The organism is Streptomyces thermoviolaceus (assembly GCF_045209695.1).
Taxonomy (GTDB): domain Bacteria; phylum Actinomycetota; class Actinomycetes; order Streptomycetales; family Streptomycetaceae; genus Streptomyces; species Streptomyces thermoviolaceus.
In genome coordinates this window covers 4,283,746-4,307,616 of the sequence record NZ_CP109280.1, presented here as the reverse complement: position 1 = coordinate 4,307,616, position 23,871 = coordinate 4,283,746, and the positions used below count along the sequence as shown (strand labels likewise).

The 23,871-nt window shown below is 74.5% G+C and carries 16 protein-coding genes, 3 tRNA genes and 1 pseudogene; 14 read left to right on the top strand and 6 right to left on the bottom strand.

Annotation, left to right across the window (positions count from 1 at the left end; all coding sequences use genetic code 11):
- Window positions 1–9: 9 nt before the first annotated feature.
- A complete protein-coding gene (locus OG899_RS18785; protein WP_168131135.1) occupies window positions 10–660 on the top strand; it encodes a hypothetical protein in 651 nt (216 codons plus the stop codon).
- Here the strand turns inward: OG899_RS18785 and OG899_RS18780 are convergent.
- Window positions 657–1,559, bottom strand: a complete 903-nt coding sequence (locus OG899_RS18780) for a RimK family alpha-L-glutamate ligase (RefSeq protein WP_148140469.1) — start codon at window positions 1,557–1,559, stop codon at window positions 657–659. The two genes, OG899_RS18785 and OG899_RS18780, sit on opposite strands and share 4 nt — an antisense overlap.
- 110 nt (window positions 1,560–1,669) lie before the next feature.
- On the opposite strand from OG899_RS18780, the gene OG899_RS18775 reads away from it, so the two are divergent.
- Entirely contained in the window at window positions 1,670–3,115 is a 1,446-nt protein-coding gene (locus OG899_RS18775; RefSeq protein WP_168131072.1) for an acyl-CoA synthetase, read from the top strand.
- A gap of 316 nt (window positions 3,116–3,431) precedes the next feature.
- Here OG899_RS18775 and OG899_RS18770 read toward each other — a convergent pair whose 3' ends face one another.
- Window positions 3,432–7,106, bottom strand: coding sequence for a S8 family serine peptidase (locus OG899_RS18770; protein ID WP_168131071.1), 3,675 nt, complete (start codon window positions 7,104–7,106; stop codon window positions 3,432–3,434).
- A 194-nt stretch (window positions 7,107–7,300) separates the two neighbouring features.
- On the opposite strand from OG899_RS18770, the gene OG899_RS18765 reads away from it, so the two are divergent.
- From OG899_RS18765 to OG899_RS18745, 5 genes are all read left to right on the top strand, one after another.
- Entirely contained in the window at window positions 7,301–7,654 is a 354-nt protein-coding gene (locus OG899_RS18765) for a CU044_2847 family protein (protein ID WP_125497607.1), read from the top strand.
- Window positions 7,651–9,387 (top strand): trypsin-like peptidase domain-containing protein, encoded by a 1,737-nt coding sequence (locus OG899_RS18760; protein ID WP_168131070.1) that lies wholly within the window; start codon window positions 7,651–7,653, stop codon window positions 9,385–9,387. Before OG899_RS18765 ends, OG899_RS18760 begins: the two co-directional genes overlap by 4 nt.
- Before the next feature lie 30 nt (window positions 9,388–9,417).
- Complete coding sequence (locus tag OG899_RS18755) at window positions 9,418–10,446, top strand: MoxR family ATPase (RefSeq protein WP_125497609.1); 1,029 nt, start codon at window positions 9,418–9,420, stop codon at window positions 10,444–10,446.
- Window positions 10,424–14,302: an SAV_2336 N-terminal domain-related protein gene (locus OG899_RS18750; protein WP_125497610.1), complete on the top strand. Its 3,879-nt coding sequence runs from the start codon at window positions 10,424–10,426 to the stop codon at window positions 14,300–14,302. Before OG899_RS18755 ends, OG899_RS18750 begins: the two co-directional genes overlap by 23 nt.
- A gap of 199 nt (window positions 14,303–14,501) precedes the next feature.
- Window positions 14,502–15,542 (top strand): rod shape-determining protein, encoded by a 1,041-nt coding sequence (locus tag OG899_RS18745; protein ID WP_125497611.1) that lies wholly within the window; start codon window positions 14,502–14,504, stop codon window positions 15,540–15,542.
- 55 nt (window positions 15,543–15,597) lie between these two features.
- Here the strand turns inward: OG899_RS18745 and OG899_RS18740 are convergent, their stop codons facing one another.
- Window positions 15,598–15,816, bottom strand: a complete 219-nt coding sequence (locus OG899_RS18740; RefSeq protein ID WP_338105778.1) for a hypothetical protein — start codon at window positions 15,814–15,816, stop codon at window positions 15,598–15,600.
- A gap of 44 nt (window positions 15,817–15,860) precedes the next feature.
- On the opposite strand from OG899_RS18740, the pseudogene OG899_RS18735 reads away from it, so the two are divergent.
- The 3 genes and pseudogenes from OG899_RS18735 to OG899_RS18725 form a co-directional block, all read left to right on the top strand.
- Window positions 15,861–16,013: pseudogene (locus OG899_RS18735) on the top strand (NADP-dependent oxidoreductase); the annotation flags it as partial.
- A 526-nt stretch (window positions 16,014–16,539) separates the two neighbouring features.
- The gene (locus tag OG899_RS18730; protein ID WP_229813645.1) at window positions 16,540–16,752 is read left to right on the top strand and encodes a zinc-binding dehydrogenase; all 213 of its coding nucleotides are present in this window, start codon (window positions 16,540–16,542) and stop codon (window positions 16,750–16,752) included.
- Window positions 16,753–16,976: 224 nt separating this feature from the next.
- Window positions 16,977–17,153, top strand: a complete 177-nt coding sequence (locus tag OG899_RS18725) for a hypothetical protein (RefSeq protein WP_406311096.1) — start codon at window positions 16,977–16,979, stop codon at window positions 17,151–17,153.
- 398 nt (window positions 17,154–17,551) lie between these two features.
- Here the strand turns inward: OG899_RS18725 and OG899_RS18720 are convergent.
- The 3 genes from OG899_RS18720 to OG899_RS18710 all read right to left on the bottom strand — a co-directional run bounded on the left by OG899_RS18720 (window position 17,552) and on the right by OG899_RS18710 (window position 18,023).
- Window positions 17,552–17,625 (bottom strand) — tRNA-Ile (locus tag OG899_RS18720).
- A 246-nt stretch (window positions 17,626–17,871) separates the two neighbouring features.
- Window positions 17,872–17,944 (bottom strand) — tRNA-Asn (locus OG899_RS18715).
- A 6-nt stretch (window positions 17,945–17,950) separates the two neighbouring features.
- A tRNA-Asn gene (locus tag OG899_RS18710) sits at window positions 17,951–18,023 on the bottom strand.
- Between the two features lie 146 nt (window positions 18,024–18,169).
- Here OG899_RS18710 and OG899_RS18705 point away from each other — a divergent pair.
- The 4 genes from OG899_RS18705 to OG899_RS18690 all read left to right on the top strand — a co-directional run bounded on the left by OG899_RS18705 (window position 18,170) and on the right by OG899_RS18690 (window position 23,836).
- On the top strand, window positions 18,170–18,469 hold the full coding sequence (locus tag OG899_RS18705) for a YtxH domain-containing protein (RefSeq protein WP_125500439.1): 300 nt from the start codon (window positions 18,170–18,172) through the stop codon (window positions 18,467–18,469).
- Between the two features lie 75 nt (window positions 18,470–18,544).
- A complete protein-coding gene (locus OG899_RS18700; RefSeq protein WP_125500440.1) occupies window positions 18,545–19,999 on the top strand; it encodes an FGGY family carbohydrate kinase in 1,455 nt (484 codons plus the stop codon).
- A 181-nt stretch (window positions 20,000–20,180) separates the two neighbouring features.
- A complete protein-coding gene (locus tag OG899_RS18695) occupies window positions 20,181–21,914 on the top strand; it encodes an ABC transporter ATP-binding protein (protein ID WP_125500441.1) in 1,734 nt (577 codons plus the stop codon).
- Complete coding sequence (locus tag OG899_RS18690) at window positions 21,914–23,836, top strand: ABC transporter ATP-binding protein (RefSeq protein WP_189427511.1); 1,923 nt, start codon at window positions 21,914–21,916, stop codon at window positions 23,834–23,836. Before OG899_RS18695 ends, OG899_RS18690 begins: the two co-directional genes overlap by 1 nt.
- The last annotated feature ends 35 nt before the right edge of the window (window positions 23,837–23,871 follow it).

The window sequence follows — 23,871 nt, the reverse complement described above, 5'->3', positions numbered from 1 at the left end:
TGGGCCACGATGGGGTCCATGCCCGACGCGCCGCGCCCCGCCCGCCCCTTCACCGTGCTCGACTTCCAGCTGGTGCTGCTGCGCCGCATGGCCGACCACAACCCGGACCTGGTGGAGGACGCCCGCCGCACTCTGGGCGTCTCGCGCGCCGAGATGCGGGAGGCCAACAGACGGTGGCAGGCGATGGTCCGCGCCCCCGGGGGCCGCTCGGCGGCGGCCCGCTACCGCTCGGTCCTCGGCGCCCCGGAGTCGGTGACCGCGCGCCGCATCGGCGACCTGGACTGCGAGGCCCGGCAGTGGCCGCTGCCCCTCTGGCCGGATCTGCGCTTCGAGGTGCTGGCCGGGCCGCGGGGCCAGGTGTGGAACGCGTGGCTGGTGCGCGCCCCGTCGGCGCCGGCACCGCGGCTGCGCACCCTGGCGGACCTCACCCCCTGGCCCTGCACGGTGGACGAGGCCGCCCGCGCCTTCGCCCCGGCCCGCCCCCTGGAGGGCACCGCGCCCACCCGCTGGGGCCTGGCCTTCACCGCACCGGATGCCGAGGGCGTACCGCACCGGGTCGTCGCGGAGTTCACCTGGGGGCTGCTGCAGCGGACGCAGGTGGACGGAGACCACACGGACGGGACACGGACGGACCGGCCGCGGACGGAACGGACGGACTAGGCGTCCGGCCGATCCGCGGGTGCGAGCGCGGCCGTCAGGATCGCCTGGGCCACGGGTGCCACGGACTGCGGGTGCAGCCACAGGAACAGGTTCGGCTCGACCAGCTCCAGCTCCATCACCTGCGGTGTGCCGTCGTCGCCGTCCACCAGGTCCACGCGGGCGTACAGCGGCTCGGCACCGCCGGGCACGGCGGCCAGAGCCCGTTCGGCGACGGCGCGTTCGGCCGGGGTGGGTGTCCACGGCTCCAGGTCCGGGTGGGGCACCTTGTCCGCGTCGTAGGGGGTGCCGGGGCTGAGCACGGCCCGTTTGCGGCTGGCGTGCACCAGCCGGCCGCCGTAGAACTGCAGCGCCCGCTCGCCGGTGGTGTCGATCCGGGTGAGGTACGGCTGCACCATCGCGGGCAGGCCCTCGGCGTGCATGCGGGCGATGTGGGCGGCGGCTCTGTCCCGTTCGCCGGGTGTGTACCGGGCGGCGTAGCGGGCTCCGGCCCCGTGGACGGGTTTGACGACGAACTCGTGATCGCCGGGCAGGTCGCCGGCGTCCGGGGTGTCGCCGGGGTCGAGGTACCGGGTGGGGACCACGGGCACACCGGCGGCGGCGAGGTCGCCGAGGTAGCGCTTGTCGGTGTTCCAGCGGACGACGTCCAGCGGGTTGACGAGCCGGGTCGATGTCGCGCACCGCTCGGCCCAGGCCAGGAACTCCTCGGTGCGCCCGGTGTAGTCCCAGGTGGAGCGTATGACGACGAGGTCGAAGGCGGCCCAGTCGGTGTCCGGCGCGTCCCAGGGCAGGACGTGCGCCTCGGCCCCGGCGTCCTTGAGCGCCTGCGCCAGGGTGGGCAGATCGCGGTCCCGGTTGGGGGCGCCCTGGGGGTCGTAGGTGGCGAGTGCGACACGGGGCACGGCGGGTCTCCCTCTTCGACGGCGGCCGGGGCGGAGCGCCTCGCACGCTAACACTGGTGTAGGAACGAGGGGTGTCGTCCGCCGAAGCCGACCTGTGAGGGGTGTGCCGCGTGTCTCGTCTCTTTCCGTCCCTGACAGACGATCCCGTCGCGCAGGAGGCCCTGCGGTTCGGTGACCGGTCGCTGACCTACCGGCAGCTCGCGGCGGCGGCCGGTGCCGTCGGTGAACGGGTGCGCGGGCGCCGGCGGGTCGCGGTGTGGGCGACGCCCACGCTCGAGACGGCCGTCGCGGTGGCGGGCACGCTGCTGGCCGGGGTGGCCGCCGTGCCGTTGAACCCCAAGTCGGGCGAGAAGGAACTCGGTCACATCGTCGGCGACAGCGCCCCGTCGGTGGTGCTGGCCGCGCCCGGCGTCGAGCTGCCCGACGCGCTGGCCGGGCTGGAGCGGATCGACGTCGACGCGGACGCGGACGGACCCGTGCCCGTGGAGGACGCCGACGAGGGCGATCCGGCGCTGATCGTCTACACCTCCGGGACCACCGGCCCGCCCAAGGGTGCCGTCATCCCGCGCCGGGCCGTGGCCGCCACGCTGGACGCGCTCGCCGACGCCTGGCAGTGGACGGACCGGGACGTGCTGGTGCACGGGCTGCCGCTGTTCCATGTGCACGGCCTGGTGCTCGGCACCCTCGGCCCGCTGCGGCGCGGCGGCAGCGTCCGTCACCTGGGCCGCTTCAGCACCGAGGGGGTGGCGCGGGAGCTGAGCGACGGCGCGACGATGCTGTTCGGGGTGCCCACGATGTACCACCGGATCGCGGAGGCGCTGCCCGAGGACCCGGCGCTGGTCAAGGCGCTGGCGGGGGCCCGGCTGCTGGTGTCGGGGTCCGCGGCGCTGCCCGTGCACGACCACGAGCGGATCGCGGCGGCCACCGGGCGGCGGGTCGTCGAGCGGTACGGCATGACCGAGACGCTGATGAACACCAGCGTGCGGGCCGACGGCGAGGCCCGCTCCGGCACGGTCGGGGTGCCGCTGCCGGGGGTGGAGCTGCGGCTGGTGGAGGAGGACGGCACGCCGATCACGGCGTGGGACGGGGAGACGGTCGGCGAGATCCAGGTGCGCGGGCCGAACCTGTTCACCGAGTACCTGAACCGGCCCGACGCGACGGCCGCCGCGTTCACCGAGGACGGGTTCTTCCGCACCGGGGACATGGCGGTGCGCGACCCCGACGGCGCTGTGCGCATCGTCGGCCGCAAGGCCACCGACCTGATCAAGAGCGGCGGGTACAAGATCGGCGCCGGGGAGATCGAGAACGCGCTGCTGGAGCACCCGGCGGTGCGGGAGGCCGCGGTCACCGGGGAGCCGGATGCGGACCTGGGCGAGCGGATCGTGGCCTGGATCGTCCCGGCCGACCCGCAGTCCCCGCCCGGCCTCGAGGAGCTGGCGGACCATGTGGCGCGGCGGCTCGCCCCGCACAAGCGGCCCCGCGCGGTGCGGATCCTGGATGTGCTGCCCCGCAACGACATGGGGAAGATCATGAAGCGGGCGCTGGGCTCCGCCTGAGGGCCCGCCGCGGACGCGGACGGCGCCGCCTCCCTGGGACGGGGAGGCGGCGCCGTCGTGTGTTCCTCGGGCGTCAGATCAGCCAGCCGACGAAGTGGATCAGGCCGGCGAGGACGTGCGTGAGGACGTTCATGATCGTGCTGTCTCCTTGCATAGCTTTCGTGTGGGACCTACGCCAACTACGGTCTGCAGCCCGTCGCTTGCGCACCGTCAGTATCGAGCGCCTCGCGCATCCCGTGCGATCACTTCTGCGGCGATCACCTGTTCAAGCGAACATCTGCTCCCGTGTTCGACTGTTCGATCCGTGGTCCGCGGCCTACGGTCCCTGCCGCACCCCCGCGGCCCGCACGATCTCCTGCCGCACCGAGCCGCCCCGGTCGTCGCGGGCCACGGCCCGCAGCGACACCGACGCGGCGCCCTCAGGCACGGTCAGCGTGCCGCTCCAGTGGCCGTGTCCCCCGGTGAGCCGGACCGCGTGCCAGGTGGCGCCGTCGTCCCAGGACACCTCCAGCGTGCCGTGGCCGAGGGTCCCGGTGTCCGTCGCTCCGGCGACGTACTGCGCGTCCAGGGTGACGGGGATCGGCCGGCCCGCCCGTACGTCGCCGGCGAGGTCGGTGGGCAGGCCGTAGGCGAGGTTGATCAGGGGCAGCGTGGCCGGGGTGTCGGCGGGGGCGGCGGCCGACCGGAACGTCCACTCGGTGTGTCCGCGGGTGGCGATGCCCCAGCGGGCCGCGTCCAGCGCGGTGTCGGTGACGAGCCGCCAGGTGTGCTCGTCGGCGGGCGCGCCGGTGACGTACACGTACGGGCCGCTCCCCTGGTACACCGGCTCACCGTCCAGGTCCACCGCCGTGGTCTGGGTCATGCCGCTGTCCGGGCTGTAGGTGTCCCCGTAGCCGGTGTGGTCGGGGCCGGAGTCGCCCCAGCCGGGCACCTCGAGGCGCAGGTCGTTCCCCGAGCGCTGCGGTGCCGTGGACAGGGCGGTGCCCAGCCACGGGTGCCAGACGGGCCGGAACCAGTGCAGCGCGGGCCGGCTGCCGCCGGTGTAGCGGACCGGGCCGCCGCGCTGCTCCCAGGTGCCGGCGCCGGCGGTGACGGACTCGAGCCAGAGCTGTCCGGGTGCGGTGGAGACGTAGTCGGTGCGCTCGGCGGGGCAGGGCAGGCTCTCCTGGAAGCCGATGCCGACCGGGAAGGTGCCGGTGACCGAGTACCGGAACTCGCCGCACTGCACCGGTGTGCGGGCGTGGAACGTCACCTGGATGCGGGCGAGTTCGCGGGTGCCCGGCGCATAGGTGAGGTCGCGGTCGGGGACGCCGCCGCGATGGCTGTGCGCCAGGTCGTAGACGTACGGCGTGGTGGGGGTGCCGGTCATCACCACGCGGGGGGCGGCGCGCAGCCGGGCGGCGTCGGCGGCGTTCACCGAGGCGATCAGCAGGGGCCGGTCCCCGTCGGCGGTGCCCCACCACGCGGTCAGCCGGCCGGGGGTGTCGTCGGTGACGAACAGCGCCTTCGCGCCCGCGTCCTGCACCGCCTGGGCGAGCGCGGACGGATCGGTGCCGTCGGCGAGGCGGGCCAGGACCGCCGCGCCGCGCACGCGACGGCCGGTGAGGTCCCCGGTGCCGATGTCCACCAGCGGCAGGCTGCTGCGGCCCGCGGGCAGGGTGCCGCCGGCCTGCACGACGGCCTCCCCGATCCCCTCGACCCGCAGCAGGGGCTCGCCCAGCCGCCACACGGTGCGGTACTCGAAGCCGCCCTGCGTCACCGTGCCGGTCGGCGCGGCGAAGACGCTGTCGTACAGCTGCGGCACCTGCACGGCCTCGAAGACGTCCACGCCGCCGGCCGTGCGGTCGTACTCCATGAGCAGCTGCCGGGTCTCGGTGCGGCGGTGGACGTCGGCACGTATCTCGCGCAGTCGCCGCCCGTCGAGGGTGATCGCGCGGTCGCGGTCCACGACGACCTCGGGGGCGGCGAGGAAACCCAGGCCGAGGGAGTCGGCGCCGTGGCTGCCGCGCACGGGGAGGAAGCAGGCCAGGCTGTAGGTGCCGGGTTCCAGGCGCAGGTGCAGGGTGCCGTCGTCGCCGGCGTGGGCGGTGACCGGATCGGCGCCCTCGGCGAGCTGCTGCACGGTCACATCGGCGGGCACGGCGGTGCCGTCGCGGTCGGTGACGTGCACGGTCAGGGTGTACCGCTCGTCCTCCCTGACCAGGCCGACCACGGTGTGGGCGACGGGGGTGCCGCGCGCGTCGGCGGCGACGATCTGCCCGCTGCTCGTGCCGACGGGCGCCCGGGTGGCGTCGCCGGTGACCGTGGTGGAGGCGGAGCCGTGCGCGGGGACGGTCAGCGAGGTGTCGGCGAGGGCGACGACGCCGTCGGGCATGCCGGTCACCGACAGGTGCAGCCGGACGTCCTCGTCGGAGGAGTTGGTGTAGGTCAGGGTGCGGGTCACCGGAGTGTCCGCCTCGGGCGGCCAGGCGTGGAAGCCGAGGTCGGCGCTGCCGGTCGCGGTGATGCGGGCCCGCACGGCGTCGGGCACGCTGACCCGGCCGGCACCCAGCCGGTACGCGGAGTCGTCCAGCTGCTTCGAGGTGGACATCAGGGCGTCCTTGAGGCGGGTGCCGCTCCAGTCGGGGTGCTGCTGAGCGATCAGCGCGGCGACCCCGGCGACCTGGGGAGCGGCCATGGAGGTGCCGCTCATCGTGGTGTAGAGGCCGCTGCCCTCGGCCAGTTGGGAGCGGGCGGCGAGGACGTCCGTGCCGGGCGCGGCGAGGTCGGGTTTGAGGGCGTGGTCCCCGGCGCGGGGTCCGGCGCTGGTGAAGGAGGCGGCCCGGTCGGCGGGGTCGACGGCGCCGACGGTGAGCGCGGCGTCGGCGGCGCCGGGCGAGCCGAGGGACGACGGTGCCCCGGTGTTGCCGGCCGCGGCCACGAACAGGGTGCCGGTCTCGCGGGTGAGGGTGTCGACGGCGCGGGCCATCGGGTCGGTGCCGTCACTGGGTTCGGTGGTGCTCAGGCTCATCGACACGATCCGCGCCCCCACCTCGCGGGCGGCCCACTCCATCCCGGCGATGATCTGCGACTCGCTGCCGTTGCCCTGGTCGTCGAGGACCTTGCCGACGGCGAGCGCGGCCTCGGGGGCGACGCCCCGCTCGGTGCCGCCGGAGGCGGCGCCGCTGCCGCCGACGATGGAGGTGACGTGGGTGCCGTGGCCGTTGCGGTCGGCGACGTCCTCGCCGTCGACGAAACTGCGGGCGGCTGCGATCCGTCCCGCGAGGTCCGGGTGGCTGGCGTCGACGCCGGTGTCCAGGACGGCGACGGTGACGCCCTTGCCGGTGAGTCCGGACTGCCAGGCCGTGGGGGTGCCGATCTGCGCGTTGCTCTCCGCGAGACCGGCGTGCACCCGGGCATCCAGCCACACCGCGCCGATGTCCGTGCCCGCGGTGAGGGCCTGCCACAGGGCGCGGCCCTTGCCGGCGGTGACGGCGGCGCCGTGCACGCTGGGCAGGGACCGCACCCGGCGGGTTCCGGGCGGCGCGGGGGCCGCCGTGACGCCGCGGCCGTCCTCGGCGGTGACGATCAGCGGGAGCTCGCCGGTCTCCTCGTCGGTGAGGCCCTGCCGGATCAGCGCGCCGACGTCGAACAGCCGCCGGTCCAGGGTGCCCGCCCGCAGATACGGCAGCGCCTCGTCCGGGACGACGGAGATCTCGCCGTTCACCGTCCGGGTGCGCACGGCGCCGGTCGCTCCCCGCGGCCGCTGCACGGTGACCGTCGTCCGCCCGCCGCCGAGGCCGGTGACGGTGACCTTGTCCCCGGTGACGAGGGTGACGGTGCGGGCGGCCCCCGGTGCCTGCCCCGCCCGCGCCGGTGCCGTGGCCCGTACGGCGTGGGCGGCCGCCGTCGTGGCGTCGCCGTCCGCCCGGCCGGTGCCCGCCGGGAGCAGGGCGAGCACGAGTCCACCCGCCAGCAGCGCCGTCCCGCGTCCGACTGGTCTTCCGCTCATGCGTCCCCCTTTTCGCAGCAGTGCTGCGAGCAGTGTCACCAGCCGTGTGTGACAGGGGAGTTGACGGTGCGTGGCGAATGGCTGCCATGGCGTGTTCCCGCCGCTCGCCCGCGGGGCGGAGCATCGGCTGCGGGACACCGGCCTCGCCCCGTCCGTACCATGGGTCCGCTCAGCCACAGCGCGACAGGAGCGGGATGGAAGACATCGTCGAGTTCAAGACCCGTGACGGTGCGGTGATCGCTGTCGAGGCGGCGTCGGAGGACGGCGGCTCGCACCTGGTGGCGCGCGCGGACGACGGCGTGGTGCGCGCGACCCGCACCTTCGAGGGCGCGCTCGACGGGGTGCGCGCGGCGGCCGAGTCCGCGCTGCGGGTCTTCCGGGACGGCACGCTCAGGCCGGACGCGGTGGAGATCGAGTTCGGGGTGAAGCTGTCCGGCGAGGCGGGCGCCCTGATCGCGAAGAGTTCCGGCGAGGGCCATCTGACGGTGAAACTGTCCTGGTCGCCCGGGCGCTCCGGCGGCACCGCGGAGACGTCGCCCACGTCATGACGAGCGCGGCCTGGCACGTCAGGATCCGCTGCGGGCCGCGCACCGGGTCCGGCTTCCTGGTCACCGACCGCCACGTCCTGACCTGCGCTCATGTGGTGCACGGCGCACAGGAGGATGCGGTCGGCGTGACGTTCGCCCACGGCCGCCACGCGGAACGGGAAGTGACGGCCCGTGTGGTCGGACACGGCGGCTGGGCGGGCCACGACACCGACCCCGGCGACCTGGCGGTGCTGGAGCTGGACCGTGCCGTGGAACTGAAGCCCGCCGAGTTCGCGGCGCCGTCCGACGCCTACGGCGATCCGCCGCGCCGTCTGATCGCCTACGGGTTCCCGCGCCACTACGACGAGGGCACGCTCGCCGAGTACCGGGCCACCACCGACCAGTTGATCGCCGGGGAGTGGGTGCAGCTGGAGGCGTGGGCCGGGCACGGGCAGCCGCTCGCGCCCGGGTTCAGCGGGGCCGCGGTGACGCTCGCCGACACCGGGCAGGTGGTCGGCATGGTCTCCTCCGCGGCACGCCACCTGGACGTGCGCAACGGCCGGATGCTGCCCGCCCATGTCATGGCCCGCTACTGGCCGCCGTTGGGCGAGCTGATCCCGACCCCCCGCTACGGGCGGCAGGACAAGGAGCGGCTGCGCACCCTGGTGGAGGCGGTCGCCCGGCAGGAGGTCCTGGAGTGCCGGCCCGAGCAGCTGTACCGGGACGCGGTGGGGCCGCTCGGCCCGCCACCGCCCGCGCACGGCTTCCGCTCGCTGTGGGACGCCGCCTGGTATCTGCTGTCCGAGGTGCCCGATCCGGCGGCCGTGCAGCGGTTCACCACCCGGCTGGCCGACTTCGCCGACTCCGCGGCCACCCGGTACGGGCTCAGGTCCTGGCCGCAGCACACCCCGGCCGCCCGCCCGGCCGTGCGCCCCGCCGGGCGCTCCGCGTGGGCGCCGGTGCTGGTGGAGATCGCGCCGAGCGGGTCCGGCGACGACAGGTTCCTGGTCGAGGTGTCCGTCTACACCGGCCGCCACCGCCGTCTGGTGGGCTCGCGGACCCTGCCGGCCGGCCGGGTGCGCCCCTGGGCGCTGGAACGCATCGACGAGGCCTTCTACGAACTCGACCCGGACGCCCGCGAGTTGATTGCCTTCGTGCTGCCGCGGCGGTGGCTGAACACGGACGTGGCGGGCTGGGCGCGCAGCGCCGACGACGACAGCCCGCTGGGCTCGTTCGCGCCGGTCGTGGTGCTGGACCTGGACCGGCGGCGCAGCGGCATGCTCCAGCGCAAGCTGACGCAGAAGTGGCAGCTGCTGGACACCCGCGGCTCGGCGCGGCTGCACCGGGTCGGCTGCGACGCCCTCGGCCAGGACCCGACCAGGCTCACCGTCGCGCTGCGCAGCGGCGGCGCCGACATCGTCTGCCTCGGCGTCCCGCCGCGCACCGAGACCGCCCGCCGGCTGTTCGCCGCGTGCCTGAACGCTCCGGTGCCGGTGCTGCTGTGGCCGCGTTCCGGCTGCCGCGGCGCGCCGTCGCACTCCGGCTGCCGGGGCCAGGAGTTCCTGGACCGTCTCACCGAGCACCTGGCGGACCTGCCGGCCGGTGACCTCCCCTCGTTCGTCCACGGGTTACGGCAGGAGGCGTACGCCTGCGAGGGACCCGGCACGCACTGGGCGGACGATCTGGCACTGCTGTGGGAGGACCCCCGGTGCCTGCCCGACCCCGTCGCCTACCAGCACTCGCCCGTCGGATGAGCGAGCACGACCCTGGAGGAGAACGCGCCCATGCCCCTGTGGCCCGTGTACACCGGCACGAGCGAGCCCCATGACGGCATCGACCGGCTGCCCGCCCCGCCGCCCTGGCGCGCCTTCGACGGCGGCCCCGTCCTGACCACCCCGGCGGAGACGGACGACCGGTCGGCCTCCTCCCCGGACCGCAGCCACCGTGCCCGCGCCTACCGTCCCGGCGAGGAGACGGTCCAGCTGGTCAACGCGGCCCTGTATCTGCGCCGTCCGCTGCTGGTGACCGGTCCGCCCGGCAGCGGCAAGTCGTCCCTGGCGTACGCGGTGGCCCGGGAGCTGAAACTGGGACCGGTGCTGCGCTGGAACATCACCAGTCGCACCACGCTCCGCGACGGCCTGTACCAGTACGACCCGCTCTCCCGGCTGTACGCCGCCGGCCGGGCCACCGCCCGGGAGCTGCCGCCGGACGGCGACCTGGAGGACCATCTGCGGCTCGGTCCGCTCGGCACCGCGCTGCTGCCCTACGCCCGGCCGCGCGCCCTGCTCGTCGACGAGATCGACAAGAGCGACCTGGACCTGCCCAACGACCTGCTGAACGTGCTGGAGGAGGGCCAGTACGAGATCCCCGAACTGGTCCGCGCCGCCCGGCACACCCCGACCGCACAGGTGATGGTGGACGGCACGGACGACCGGGTACCGATCTTCCGAGGGCGGGTGCGCTGCCGTGCGTTCCCCTTCGTGGTGCTCACCAGCAACGGCGAGCGGGAGTTCCCGCCGGCGTTCCTGCGCCGCTGTGTCCGGCTGGAGCTGCGCCAGCCGCGCGACGCGCACCTGGAGGAGATCGTCCGGGCGCACCTGGGCGAGATCGACGACTACGCCCGCACGCTCATCGACCGGTTCCTCCACCGCGGCGCGGAGGGCGAACTGGCCACCGACCAGCTGTTGAACGCGATCTATCTGACGGGCGCGGCGGGTCTGGAGGGCGCCTCGCGGGACGAGCTGGCCGAGCGGATCATGCCGTATCTGAGCCGGGCAGGGGGGTGGGCGGATGACGAACCGGACGCGTTCTGAGCACGGCGGAGGCCCCGAGGGCGGGGCGGGCGGTTGCGGGCCGGGGGCTGCCCGGGACGGCGGCTTCCGCGCCCCCGGCACGGACGGCGCCGGACGCACCGGGGACGGCGGCACACGACGGCCCGGGGACGACAGCACCCCACGGCCCGGCCCCGACGGCACCGCACGCCTGGGGCACGGCGGCCCGGCGGGCGAGGAACCGGCGGGCCCCTCGGGTGTGGCGCGGCTGGCCGAGGTGCTGGCGGGTGCCGCGGGAGGACGGTGGCCCACCTCGCTGGAGCTGGCCGAGGTGCTGTGGCTGGCGAGCCGGGCCGCGGGCCCCGGCGGCCCGGACCCGGCGGCCGGCGGCGACGCCACCGCCTGCGCACCCGACCGGCGGCGCCCCGCCGCCCGGCCCACCCCGACCGGCGGCACCCCGCCGGTGCCGTCCACGCCGCCGCCGTCCCGGCCGGAGGCCCCGCGGGTGCCGCTGAGCCTGCCCGGCCCGCGCACCGGCGGGCACGGCACGCACCGTGTGCTGCTCGCCCCGACCCCGCCGATGCTGTCCCGGCCGCTGGCCGTGCAGCGTGCCCTGCGTCCGCTCAAACGCCGCGTGGCCGCACCCGTCGGCCACGAACTCGACGAGGAGGCCACCGCCCACCGCATCGCCCGGCTCGGCGCCGACCCGCGCTGGTGGCTGCCCGTGCTGCGGCCCGCCACCGAACGCTGGCTCACCCTGCACCTGGTGCACGACACCGGCCCGACCATGCCGGTGTGGCGGCCGCTGGTGCGCGAACTGCGGGCGGCGCTCGCCCAGTCCGGGGTGTTCCGCACCGTGGAGGTGCACCGGCTGGCCGCCGACGGCACCATGGGGCCGGGCGGCCCGGCCGCGCCCCACGGCGACGGCCGCAGCGTCGTGCTGCTGATCAGCGACTGCATGGGGCCGCAGTGGCGGGCCGGAGCGGCCGGCACCCGCTGGTACCGCACGCTGCGCCACTGGGCGCGGACCATGCCGGTCGCCGTGATACAGCCGCTGCCGGAACGCCTGTGGCGCACCACCGCGCTGCCCGCCGACACCGCACGGCTGTCCGCGCCGGGCCGCGCCGTGCCCAACTCCGCGTACACCGTGGACTGTCACTGCGTGCACGACCTGCCGCCGGGCACCCTGCCGCTGCCGCTGATGGAGGCCTCGGCGCCCTGGTTCGAGACCTGGACGCGGCTGGTGGCGTCCCCGGCGCGGACCGTGCTGACCGGCTCGGTGGGCCTGCTCACCCCCGAGCCGCCGCCCGCCGACGTGGACGAGGAGGGCCGCGGCGACGTGGACCGCCTCGACGCGGAGGAGCTGGTGCTGCGGTTCCGGTCGATCGCCTCCCCGGAGGCGTTCCGTCTGGCCGGGCATCTGGCCGTGGGCGAGCCGCAGCTGCCGGTGATGCGGCTGGTGCAGGCGGCCGTCGAACCCGATCCGCGCCCGCAGCATCTGGCCGAGGTGATCCTCAGCGGGATGCTGACCACCATGCCCGGGCCGCCCGGCTCGTACGCCTTCCGGCCCGGGGTGCGCGAGGTGCTGCTGGGCACCCTGCCGCACACGGCCCGCTCCCGCACCGCCGGACTGCTCGCCCGGGCCGGGCGGGTGATCGACGACCGGGCCGGGGTCGCGGCGGGCGACTTCCGGGTCGTCGCCCCGGACGACACCGGTGACGCCGGGGCGCTCGGCGACCCGATCGCCGAGGTGGACCGGGACAGTGTGCGGCGGCTCGGCGGGCGCGCGCCGCGCGACCTGGTCGGCGGCCGGTACCGGCTGGTGCGGCAGCGGGGAACGGGGCGGCACCTGTGGGAGGCGGTGGACGAACAGGACGGCGACCGGCGGGTCGTGGTGCACCTGTACCCGCCGCAGGAGGACGGCGCGCGACGGTTCCTGCGGGACGCCGAGCGGCTGGCCGGGGTGCGCAGCCCGCATGTGACGCCGGTGCTGGACTTCGGCGTGGACGGCACGACGCCGTACCTGATCGCGGAGTTCGTCGACGGCGTCACCCTGCACGAGCTGCTGGCCACCAGCGAGGCGCGGCTGCCCTGCGCGGTGTTCGCGCGGGTCGTCGCCGGCGGGGTGGCCGGGCTGCGGGCGCTGCACGCCCGGCAGCTGGTGCGCGGCCAGGAGGAGCCGGCGGGGCTGCTGCTGCGTCCGGACGGCACGGCCGTCCTCAGCCGGTTCGCGCTGGGCGACATGGCGCGGGGCAGCAACGCCGCGTGGGACACGACCCGCTTCGCCCGGCAGCTGCGCCGGATCGCCGCGGAGGCGGACGTCCCCCCGGAGCACCGGCGGCTCGTCGACCTGCTCGACGCCGGCGATCTGGACGAGGCGGCCCGGTACGCGCGCGGCCCGGCGCTGCGAAGCCGCCCCCGCTGGGCGTTCGGGCTGCTCGGCCCGCTGCGCATCACCCTGTCCGGGCGAAAGGTGCCGAACCGGCTGTCGCCCGAGGCGCAGGGTCTGCTGTGCCTGCTGCTGCGCCGGATTGGACGGCGTGTCGCCCTGCGGGAGCTGGCCGAGGGCCTGTGGGAGCAGCCGCCGTCCCAGGGGGCGGCCGGGGTGCGCGTGCTGCGCTTGGTGCAGGAGCTGCACCGGCTGCTCGGCCCCGGCACGGTCGCGACGCTCGTCGACGGCTATGCGCTGCATCTGCCCGACGCCGTCGTCGACGCCGTGCGCTGCGAGACGCTGGCCGTGCGCGCAGCGGACCGGGACGACGCCGCCCGGCGCCGGATGCTGCGCGAGGCCCTGGACCTCTTCCGCGGGGATCCGCTGCCCGGCGTCCCCGGCCCGTTCGCCGCGCGGGAACGCTCCCGGCTGCGGGCGCTGCGCACCCGGATCGAGCGGGCCCTGACCGGCTCCGACGCCCCGGGCCAGGCGGTGTCCGGGGCGCGCGGTGCCGGGCCGGTGGTGGCCTTCGCCGTCGACGGCCGGGGCGGCCGGCACGACGGTCTTGCCCGGGTGGTGGACACGCTGATGGCCCGCGGCAACCTGGCGCCCGACGCGTACCGGGTGCTGCCGCGTCCCGACGGGTGCGTGGTCCGTGTCGAGCCGGGTGCCTATGTGCTGCCGGTCCTGGTGGCCGCGGTGCGCGGGCTGCCGGGGGCGGTCGCGGAGCTGGCGGACGTGCCGCGGCTGCGGGTGACGTTCTGGCACGAGCCGTGGGACGCCCGGGCGGACGGCGCCGGACCCGAGCAGGTGCACACAGTGCTGGACCGGGCCGGCGCGGACCTGGTGGTCGTGGTCTCCCCACCGCTGTACGCCGAGTATCTGCACAGCTCGGCGGCGCTGGGCCCGCAGCGGTTCCAGCCGCTGCGGGCCGTGCCGGGCGGGGAGCCGCTGGCCTGGTACTGCCGGCTGCCGCGCACCTCGGCCGCGGCGGACCGGGACCTGGTGCGCGGCCCGTTCACCACCGCCGACCTGACCGCGCTCGGCACCGGCGAGCCCGGCCGCACGGCGATCGTGCACACCCGGCCCGACGGCTCGGCGGCCGTCCTCGGTCCCGCCGGGGCGCGTGCCGCGCGCCGGGCGCGTCGTGCGACGTACTACGAGGTGGACCTGACCGTGCACCGGGCCGGTGACGTGCTGACCCTGCCCGCCTCGGGCGGCGGCCGGTTCACCGCGGCGGTGGAGCTGTCCTGGCACGTCGAGGACCCCGTGGCGTTCGTGCACGGGCGGGTGCGCGACGTCGCCGAGGTGCTGTTCGAGCATGTCGCCAAGGAGGCGGCCGCGGTGACCCGCCGTCACCCGTCCTACCGGGCACGCGCGGCGGCGCAGGCGGTGGACGCCGCGCTGCGGGAGTGGCCGGTGCCGGGACTGGCGGTGACCCACTCGGTGCTGCTGACGCCCGCCTGAGGTCCTCGGGCTCCGGTGTCCTGACGGGCCGTCGCCCTCCGGTCGTCGCGACACGCCGGACGGGGGGCGGCGGATACGCCCGTTCGGCCGCACCCCGTCCGGCCCCTCCCGACGGGCGCCACCCGCTCGGCCCCCGCAGGATGCCTAAGAGGCCGCCGTCCGGCGGCCGTCCCGGTCCGCGCTCTCGGGAGGATCTGCCATGACCGCCAGCCTGGAGCAGGTGCGCCGCTGCCACATCGCCGTCGACCTGGGGGCGGCCCGGACCCGTGTGTACGTCAAGGGCGAGGGACTCGTCGTCGACCAGCCCTCGGTCGCCGCGGTGAACACCCGCACCGGTGCGCTGATCGCCGTCGGCGAGCTGGCGGAACGGATGACGGGCCGCACCCCGCACTACATCCGTGTCGTCCGCCCGGTCTCCGGCGGCACGGTCGTCGACGTCGAGATGGCCCAGCGGATGCTGCGGCATCTGATCGGGGACCGGATGCGCCGTGCGCTGCGCCGCAAGGCGCCCCGGCTGCGGGCGGCGGCCTGCACCCCGTACGACGCCGACCCGCTGGCCCAGCGGGCCACGATCGAGACGCTGGTCGGGCTCGGCGCCCGCCGGGTGGAACTGGTCGACACGCTGATCGCCGCGGCCGTCGGCTGCGGCCTGCCCGTGGAACGCGCCGAGGCCAGCATGATCCTGGTGTGCGGGGCGGCGGCGACGCAGGTGGCCGTGCTGTCGCTGGGCTCGATCGTCACCGCCGAACGCATCCCGGTCGGCGGCGAGGCGGTCGACCGGGCGATCGTGCAGCATCTGCGGCACGAGCACGCGCTGATGCTGCCCAGCCAGTCGGTGCGTCCGCTGCAACTGGCCCTGCACGGCAGCGGCCTGACCGCCGGCGGCCCGTCGGCGACCGAGATCCACGGCCGGGACGTGGCCACCGGCCTGGCCCGCTCCGTGGTGATCGACACCGCGGCGGTCCGCGAGGCCATCCAGACCCCGCTGACCTTCGTGCTGGACGGCATCTACCGGGTGCTGCGGGAGTGCCCGCCGGAACTCGTGGCCGACCTCGCCGACCGCGGCATCATGATGGTCGGCGGTTCCGCGCTGCTGCCGGGCCTGGACCAGATGCTCCGCGAGGCGACCGGCATGCCGGTGCACATCGCGGACCGCCCCGATGTGTGCGCGGTGCTGGGCCTGGGCGAGATGCTGGAGGGCCGGGTGGAACCGCTGGTCCTGGACCCGCTGAGCGCCTGAGCCCGCGTCCCGCCCGCATTCCCGTCCCCCCCGGCCTCTCGCCCCTCCCGGCCGCTCATCCCTCCCGGCCTCGCGGGCGCAGTCCGTCCACGAGGAGGTCCAGCAGCCGCCCGGTCCGTTCGCCCTGCCCCGCGGTGACGGTGACGATGCCGAGCAGGGCGGCCGCGAGGTCGTCGGCGGCGACGTCGGAGCGCGGATCGCCCGCGGCGCGCCCGGCGTCGAGGACGCCGGTGACCGCGGCCAGCAGCTCGTCGCGCGTCCCGGTGTGCGCGATCCCTGCGCGCCCTGCGCTTCCACACCGTCGGCGAACCCGAGGAGGTGCTGCGCCTGGAGACCGTGCCGATCCCCCGGCCGAGGCCCGGCCGGATCCGTGTGGCCGTCCACGCGTGCGGCCTCGCCCCGGCCGACCGGGCGCTGTGCCGCGGCCTGCACAGGGACGAGCGGCCCCGGGGCGTCGGGATCGACGTGTCCGGCACCGTCGAAGCCGTCGGCGACGGCGTCACCGACGTCCGCGCCGGCGACGTCGTGCCCGGCACCGCCGACTGGCGCGGGACATCCAGCGCCGGCGCGTCGCAGCACGCGATCATGGACCGGTGGACCGTCGTGCCCGAGGACCTCGACTTCGTGCGCGCGGCCGCGCTGCCGATGGCGGTCGACACCGCCTGCCGGCACCTGTCACTGCTCGGCACGGAGCCGGGCAGGACGATGCTGATCCACGGCGGCGGCACCACGATCGGCCACGCGGCCGGGCAGATCGCCCTGCTGCGCGGCATGCGGGTGATCGCCACCGCCGGGGAGAGCCACGCCGGGCGGCTGCACGCGTTCGGCGCGAAGGTCACCGCCTACGGCGGACGGCATGGCCGAGCGGGTCGAGACCCTCAACGGCGAAACCGGCCGACCTCGCCCGCGACACGGCGCCGGTCGGCGGCACCCCGCCGGATCTCGTCCGGGCCGTCGGCGGCGACCCGAAAGGCGTCTCACCTGCGGCGTCTCGGGCGTGTCGGAGGCCGCGGAGCTGGGAGTCCGCACCTCCTTCACCGAGGACCGCAGCGGCCATACGGCCGACGCGCTCGCCGAGTTCGCCCGGCTCGCGGCCGAGGGCCGCTTCGGCATCCCGGTCGCGGGCACCGCCCCCCTCGAGGACGAGGAGACCGCCCGCCGGATCAGCCGGAGCAACCGGGCACGGGGCAAGCTCCTGCTGCTGCCCTGACACGCCCACGCCGCGCTTGCGCACGGCACCGCGAGTACGAGCACCACGGGCCCCACGGGCACCACGCCGACGCCCGTGCAGCCGGTGCAGCTCCCGGTGACGCGTACCAGCCCGCCGCTCCCGGCGACGTGCACCACCGCCGCACCCGGTGACGTGCGTCACAGCACCTTTCTGGGTACCCGGCAGCGCAGTCAGGACCGTCCCCGTCCGCCGGGAGCCACGCCATGAGAGAGCGCACCCCGTCCCAGGCCGAAGGCGAACGCGACGACAACGACGTCCGCCGCACCGCCGGGCACCCCGACACCCCGTATCCGACCCCGTCCCAGGCCGAGGGCGACCGCGACGATCTCCCGGAGACGTCCGACGCCGCCGGCACGGACACGTCTCGCACCACCCGCTGAGGGCCGGGCGATCCCACGGCGTGTCGCCTGCCGTGCTCCTGTCCTGCCCCGTCGGCGTCGAGCCGGCGGGGGACACAGGGGGACGGCAGGCGGCACGCATGTCCGCGTCCCAGGGACGAACCGGGGAACCTGCGGGTCCAGGGCTCTGACGGCCCTTCGGAAGAAGCGATGACGGAAAACCGTCGCCGCCTGCCGGGTGATCCGCGTCACGGCCGCCGGGCGTGCCCGGCTCGAGGCGGCCGCTCGTCGGACGATCCGAGGAGCGTGCCGGTGTCCTTGAGTCGCTCGGGCGAGCAGCGGGCGAGCAAACGATCTTCGGCCGCTCGGGCGACACCTCGGCGCGGCGACGCGCTCGGCATCTCTGCAGGTGAGAGGCTTGCGGTGGTGAACCGCAGGAGTGGGGCGGGTGGGACTCGAACCCACGGCCGACGGATTATGAGTCCGCTGCTCTAACCGGCTGAGCTACCGCCCCGTACGGCGTGTCGCGCACACTTGTACGCGCCGTCTGCCGCAGCATAGCCGCTCATAAGATCTCCTGCTTCGCCATGGTCGGCTTCAGCGGCCTGACGCGACCCGTCATGACCTTCAAGACTGCGCCACGGCCGCCGACGGTTCCCGTGCCGCCGGATCGGCTTCGACCTGCCGCGACACCCGCGCTGGGCAGGCAGAACACGCGCCGGACATGAAAAAGGACCCCGAAGGGTCCTCGTTCAGCATGCTCCCCCGACTGGACTCGAACCAGTAACCTGCCGGTTAACAGCCGGCTGCTCTGCCAATTGAGCTACGGAGGATCGAAGCTCCCCCGACTGGACTCGAACCAGTAACCTGCCGGTTAACAGCCGGCTGCTCTGCCAATTGAGCTACGGAGGAATGCCTCGGTGCCTCGAACGCGCCTGCCCGGGTGGTGCTCAGTGGGCGTGCGCTCGCTGCGACACATACATTAGCGCAAGCAGGGGGGTGCTCCGCCAATCGGTCCTCCCCGGCTGTCGACGTCGAGGCAAGGAAGGGTGGCCACCATGCGCTACCGGCTCGTGTTCATCGCAGGGCTGGCTGTGGGGTACGTACTGGGGACGAAGGCGGGACGCGAGCGCTACGAGCAGCTGGTGACGGCGGCGCGCCGGGTCGCGGAGAACCCGGCGGTGCGCAACACCGCGGAGACGGCGGCGCTGCAGGGACGCCGCATCGCGGGCCGGGCGTGCCACACGGTGAGCGAGAAGGTCGGGGACCGGATGCCGGAGCCGGTGGCCCGGCGCATGCGCTCCCTGAGCGGGCACGGCGCCGGCGCGGGCGACGACTGGGGCACCGGGAACGTCTGAGCGCACCCGCACCGGACGCTGCCGCCGGCATGCGTCCGCCACGGCCACACCCCCTGATACGGCACAATTTCCGCCATGGGGATAGTCGCCGGGTTGGACAGCTCACCTGACTTCACGCGCATCGTGGTCTGCGACACGGACACCGGGGCCGTGCTCCGGCAGGGTTACGCCCCGCATCCGGTGGAGGCCCCCGACGGCAGAACCCGCCCCGCCGACGTCGACCCGCAGGCGTGGTTGCTGTCCCTGGGGCAGGCCGCGGAGGGCGGGCTGCTGGAGGGTGTTCAGGCCATCGGCGTGTCGGCGCAGCAGAACGCGCTGATCCCGATGGACGCCCAGGGCGGCACGGTCCGGCCCGCCCTGGTGGGCGGCGACCGCCGGACGCAGGCGGCCGCGGCCGACCTGACCGACGCGCTCGGCGGGCGGGAGGCCTGGGCGCAGGCCGTGGGGTGCGTGCCCCAAGCCGCTCATCCCGTCACCAAGTTGAGGTGGCTGGCGCAGAACGAACCGGAGAACGCCGGGCGTGTCGCATCGGTGCTGCAGGCGCACGACTGGCTGGTGTGGCAGTTGCTGGGCCGGCCGGTGCGGCGCACCACCGACCGGGGCGGCGCCTCCGGCACCGGCTACTGGTCGACGGCCACCGGGACCTGGCGGCCGGACCTGGTGGAGCTGGCGATCGGCCACCAGGTGGCGCTGCCCGAGGTGCTCGGTCCGGCCGAGGCGGCCGGCACGACGCCCGAGGGCCTGCTGATCTCGGCGGGCACCGGGGAGCCCATGGCGGCGGCGTTCGGCCTCGGGCTGGGGCCCGGGGACGTGGTGGTGTCGCTGGGCGCCTCCGGCTCGGTGATGGCCGTGCACCCCGAGGCGCTGGTGGACCAGTCCGGGACGATCACCTCGCTGGCCGACGCCACCGGCATGCACCTGCCGGTCGTCACCACGCTGAACGCCGTGCGGGCGCTGCGCGGCACCGCCGAGCTGCTGGGCCTGCCGGACCTGGAAAGCCTGTCCGAGCTGGCGCTGAAGTCCACGCCGGGGGCGCACGGGCTGGTGCTGCTGCCGTATCTGGAGGGCGAGCGGACCCCGAACCTGCCGCACACCGCCGGGACGCTGGCCGGTCTGCGGCGGGAGTCGATGAAGCCGGAACACCTGGCGCGGGCGGCCGTCGAGGGCATGCTGTGCGGGCTCGCGGACGCCCTGGACGTGCTGCGCGGGCGGGGCGTCCAGGCGCGGCGGGTGTTCCTCGTCGGGGCGGCCGCGGAACTGCCCGCGGTGCAGGCGGTGGCGCCGTCGCTGTTCGGTGCGCAGGTCGTGGTGCCGCAGCCGGCCGACTACGCCGCGATCGGGGCCGCCCGGCAGGCGGCGTGGGCGCTCGGCGTCTCCCGGGGGACCCTGGACCCGCACACCCCGCCGGCCTGGCAGGGCGCGGTGGCCCAGATCCTGGAGCCGGGCGAGGAACTGGCGGCGGGCCAGGCGGTGCGTCAGCAGTACGCGGCGGTGCGCGAGCAGACCCACCCCGGGGCGTTCCACCCGTGACGCCCCATAAGGTCCGACACGTCCCGATCGCACCCGTGCGGGGAGGATCGCCCGGCCGGCGACGGGCCTCGGGCGGGTCCTCGCGCGGGTTAATCGGTTGAGGTAACGCAGGGCAGTCGTCCGACGATAGGGGCCAGGGGACAGCGACCGATCCCCGAACCGCCGACTCCGGAAGATCCCTGTGCTCATAAGACTCCTGCGGACCTTTCTCAGGCCCTACAGAAGACCCTTGGCCGTTCTGGTGCTGCTGCAGCTTCTGCAGACCTGCGCCACTCTCTATCTGCCCACGCTCAACGCGCACATCATCGACAACGGTGTCGTGAAGGGGGACACCGGCTACATCCTCACCTTCGGTGCCGTGATGCTCGGCGTCTCGCTGGCGCAGATCCTCTGCAACATCGGTGCCGTCTACCACGGTGCGCGCACCGCCTCCGCGCTCGGACGGGACATCCGCGCCTCGGTCTTCGCCCGGGTGCAGTCCTTCTCCGCGCGGGAGGTCGGCCGCTTCGGCGCGCCCTCGCTCATCACCCGTACGACGAACGACGTGCAGCAGGTCCAGATGCTGGCCCTGATGACGTTCACCCTGATGGTGTCGGCGCCCATCATGTGTGTGGGCGGGATCGTCCTCGCCCTCGGGCTGGACGTGCCGCTGTCGGGGGTCCTGGTCGCGGTCGTCCCGGTGCTGGGCATCTGTGTGACGCTGATCGTGCGCCGGCTGCGCCCGCTGTTCCGGTCCATGCAGAAGCGTCTGGACACGGTGAACCGGGTGCTGCGCGAGCAGATCACCGGCAACCGCGTCATCCGCGCCTTCGTCCGGGACGAGTACGAGAAGGAGCGCTTCCGCAAGGCGAACGGCGACCTGACGGACATGGCACTGGCCACCGGCCGGCTGCTGGCGCTGATGTTCCCGATGGTGATGACGGTGGTGAACCTGTCGTCCATCGCGGTGGTGTGGTTCGGCGCGCACCGCATCGACAGCGGCGGCATGCAGATCGGTGACCTGACCGCGTTCCTGGCCTATCTGATGCAGATCGTGATGTCGGTCATGATGGCCACCTTCATGTTCATGATGGTGCCGCGGGCCGAGGTGTGCGCCGAGCGCATCCAGGAGGTGCTGCGGACCGAGTCCAGCGTGGTGCCGCCGCTCGCGCCGGTCGCGCAGCTGCGCAGCCACGGGCATCTGGAGCTGCGTCAGGCCGGTTTCCGCTACCCGGGTGCCGAGGAGCCGGTGCTCAAGGCGGTGGACCTGGTGGCCCGCCCGGGCGAGGTGACCGCCGTGATCGGCTCCACCGGCAGCGGCAAGTCCACGCTGCTGGGACTGGTGCCCCGGCTGTTCGACGCCACCGAGGGCGAGGTCCTGGTGGGCGGCGTGGACGTGCGCGACATCGACCCGGCGCTGCTGTCGAAGACGGTGGGCATCGTCCCGCAGAAGCCGTACCTGTTCGCCGGCACCATCGCGTCCAACCTGCGCTACGGCAACCCGGACGCCACCGACGAGGAGCTGTGGCACGCGTTGGAGGTGGCGCAGGCCAAGGACTTCGTCAGCAAGCTGGAGGGCGGGCTTCAGGCGCCCGTCGCGCAGGGCGGCACGAACGTCTCCGGTGGTCAGCGTCAGCGTCTGGCCATCGCCCGCACGCTGGTGCAGCGCCCGGAGATCTACCTGTTCGACGACTCCTTCTCCGCCCTGGACTACGCCACCGACGCGGCGCTGCGGGCCGCCCTGGCCCGGGAGACCGCCGACGCCACCGTCGTCATCGTCGCCCAGCGGGTGGCGACCATCCGGGACGCGGACCGGATCATCGTCCTGGACGAGGGCCGGGTGGTGGGCAGCGGCCGCCACCACGAGCTGATGGCGGACAACGACACCTACCGGGAGATCGTGCTCTCCCAGCTGACGGAAGCGGAGGCTGCCTGATGGCCGGGCCCATGGGCCGGATGACGGCCACCCCCGAGAACCGCACGCTGGACTTCAAGAGATCGAGCCGCCGGCTCCTCGCCCGGTTCCGGCCCGAGCGGGCGACGATCGTCACCCTGGTGCTGTGCGTGGTGGTCAGCGTCACGCTCAGCGTGATCGGGCCGAAGATCCTCGGCAAGGCCACGGACCTGGTGTTCGCCGGGATCGTCGGACGGCAGATGCCCGCCGGGGCCACCAAGGAACAGGTGCTGGAGAGCATGCGGCAGCACGGGCAGGGCGCCGTCGCCGACATGCTGCGCAGCACCGACTTCACCCCGGGCAAGGGCATCGACTTCGGTGCGGTCGGCACCGTCCTGCTGCTGGCACTGTGCACGTTCCTGGCGGCGGGTCTGCTGATGGCGGTGGCGACACGGCTGGTGAACCGCACGGTGAACCGGACCGTGTACCGGCTGCGCGAGGACGTGCAGGCGAAGCTGTCGCGGCTGCCGCTGTCGTACTTCGACCGGCGGCAGCGCGGTGAGGTGCTCTCCCGGGCCACCAACGACATCGACAACATCGGGCAGACGCTGAACCAGACGATGGGGCAGCTCATCAACTCGCTGCTGACCGTCATCGGCGTGCTGGTGATGATGTTCTACGTCTCCTGGATCCTGGCGCTGGTGGCGCTGGTGACGGTGCCGTTGTCGTTCGTGGTGGCGGCCGCGGTGGGCAAGCGCAGCCAGCCGCAGTTCGTGCAGCAGTGGCGCAGCACCGGAAAGCTGAACGCGCACATCGAGGAGATGTACACCGGGCACACCCTGGTGAAGGTGTTCGGCCGGCAGCAGGAGTCGGCCGCGCAGTTCGCCGAGCACAACGAGGCGCTGTACGAGGCCTCGTTCAAGGCGCAGTTCCACAGCGGCATCATGCAGCCGCTGATGATGTTCGTGTCGAACCTGAACTATGTGCTGGTGGCCGTGGTCGGCGGTCTGCGGGTGGCGTCGGGTGCGCTGTCCATCGGCGACGTTCAGGCCTTCATCCAGTACTCGCGGCAGTTCTCCATGCCGCTGACCCAGATCGCCTCGATGGCGAACCTGGTGCAGTCCGGTGTCGCCTCCGCCGAGCGGGTCTTCGAACTCCTCGACGCCGAGGAGCAGTCCCCGGACCCGGTGCCGGGTCTGCGGCCGGAGCGGCTGCGCGGCCGGGTCGAGCTGGAGCACGTCTCCTTCCGCTACGACCCGGACAAGCCGCTGATCGAGGACCTGTCGCTGACGGTGGAGCCGGGTCACACGGTCGCCATCGTCGGCCCGACCGGCGCCGGCAAGACCACCCTGGTCAACCTGCTGATGCGGTTCTACGAGGTCACCGGCGGGCGCATCACCCTGGACGGGGTGGACATCGCCCGGATGTCCCGGGACGAACTGCGCTCCGGCATCGGCATGGTGCTGCAGGACACCTGGCTGTTCGGCGGCACCATCGCGGAGAACATCGCCTACGGCGCCTCCCGCGAGGTGACCCGCGGCGAGATCGAGGAGGCGGCGCGGGCCGCGCTCGCCGACCGGTTCATCCGCACCCTGCCCGACGGCTACGACACCGTCATCGACGACGAGGGCTCCGGGGTCAGCGAGGGTGAGAAACAGCTCATCACCATCGCGCGGGCGTTCCTGTCGGACCCGGCGATCCTGGTCCTGGACGAGGCGACCAGCTCGGTGGACACCCGCACCGAGGTGCTGATCCAGAAGGCCATGGCCAAACTGCAGCACGGCAGGACGTCGTTCGTCATCGCCCACCGTCTCTCCACGATCCGGGACGCGGACACCATCCTGGTCATGGAGAACGGCTCGATCGTCGAGCAGGGCTCGCACGACGAGCTGCTGGCCGCCGACGGGGCCTACGCCCGCCTGTACAAGGCGCAGTTCGCGCAGGCGGTCGCGGAGGTCGACTGAGGCACGGGGTGACCGGATCGACGAGGGAGGGGGCC

Excerpts from the sequence above, each read along its gene's own strand:
- OG899_RS18725 (WP_406311096.1), top strand. The coding sequence starts at position 16,977 with ATGAGAGAGCGCACCCCGTCCCAGGCCGAAGGCGAACGCGACGACAAC.
- OG899_RS18700 (WP_125500440.1), top strand. The coding sequence starts at position 18,545 with ATGGGGATAGTCGCCGGGTTGGACAGCTCACCTGACTTCACGCGCATC.
- OG899_RS18745 (WP_125497611.1), top strand. The coding sequence starts at position 14,502 with ATGACCGCCAGCCTGGAGCAGGTGCGCCGCTGCCACATCGCCGTCGAC.
- OG899_RS18690 (WP_189427511.1), top strand. The coding sequence starts at position 21,914 with ATGGCCGGGCCCATGGGCCGGATGACGGCCACCCCCGAGAACCGCACG.
- OG899_RS18785 (WP_168131135.1), top strand. The coding sequence starts at position 10 with ATGGGGTCCATGCCCGACGCGCCGCGCCCCGCCCGCCCCTTCACCGTG.
- OG899_RS18755 (WP_125497609.1), top strand. The coding sequence starts at position 9,418 with ATGCCCCTGTGGCCCGTGTACACCGGCACGAGCGAGCCCCATGACGGC.
- OG899_RS18765 (WP_125497607.1), top strand. The coding sequence starts at position 7,301 with ATGGAAGACATCGTCGAGTTCAAGACCCGTGACGGTGCGGTGATCGCT.
- OG899_RS18750 (WP_125497610.1), top strand. The coding sequence starts at position 10,424 with ATGACGAACCGGACGCGTTCTGAGCACGGCGGAGGCCCCGAGGGCGGG.
- OG899_RS18760 (WP_168131070.1), top strand. The coding sequence starts at position 7,651 with ATGACGAGCGCGGCCTGGCACGTCAGGATCCGCTGCGGGCCGCGCACC.
- OG899_RS18770 (WP_168131071.1), bottom strand. The coding sequence starts at position 7,106 with ATGAGCGGAAGACCAGTCGGACGCGGGACGGCGCTGCTGGCGGGTGGA.
- OG899_RS18705 (WP_125500439.1), top strand. The coding sequence starts at position 18,170 with ATGCGCTACCGGCTCGTGTTCATCGCAGGGCTGGCTGTGGGGTACGTA.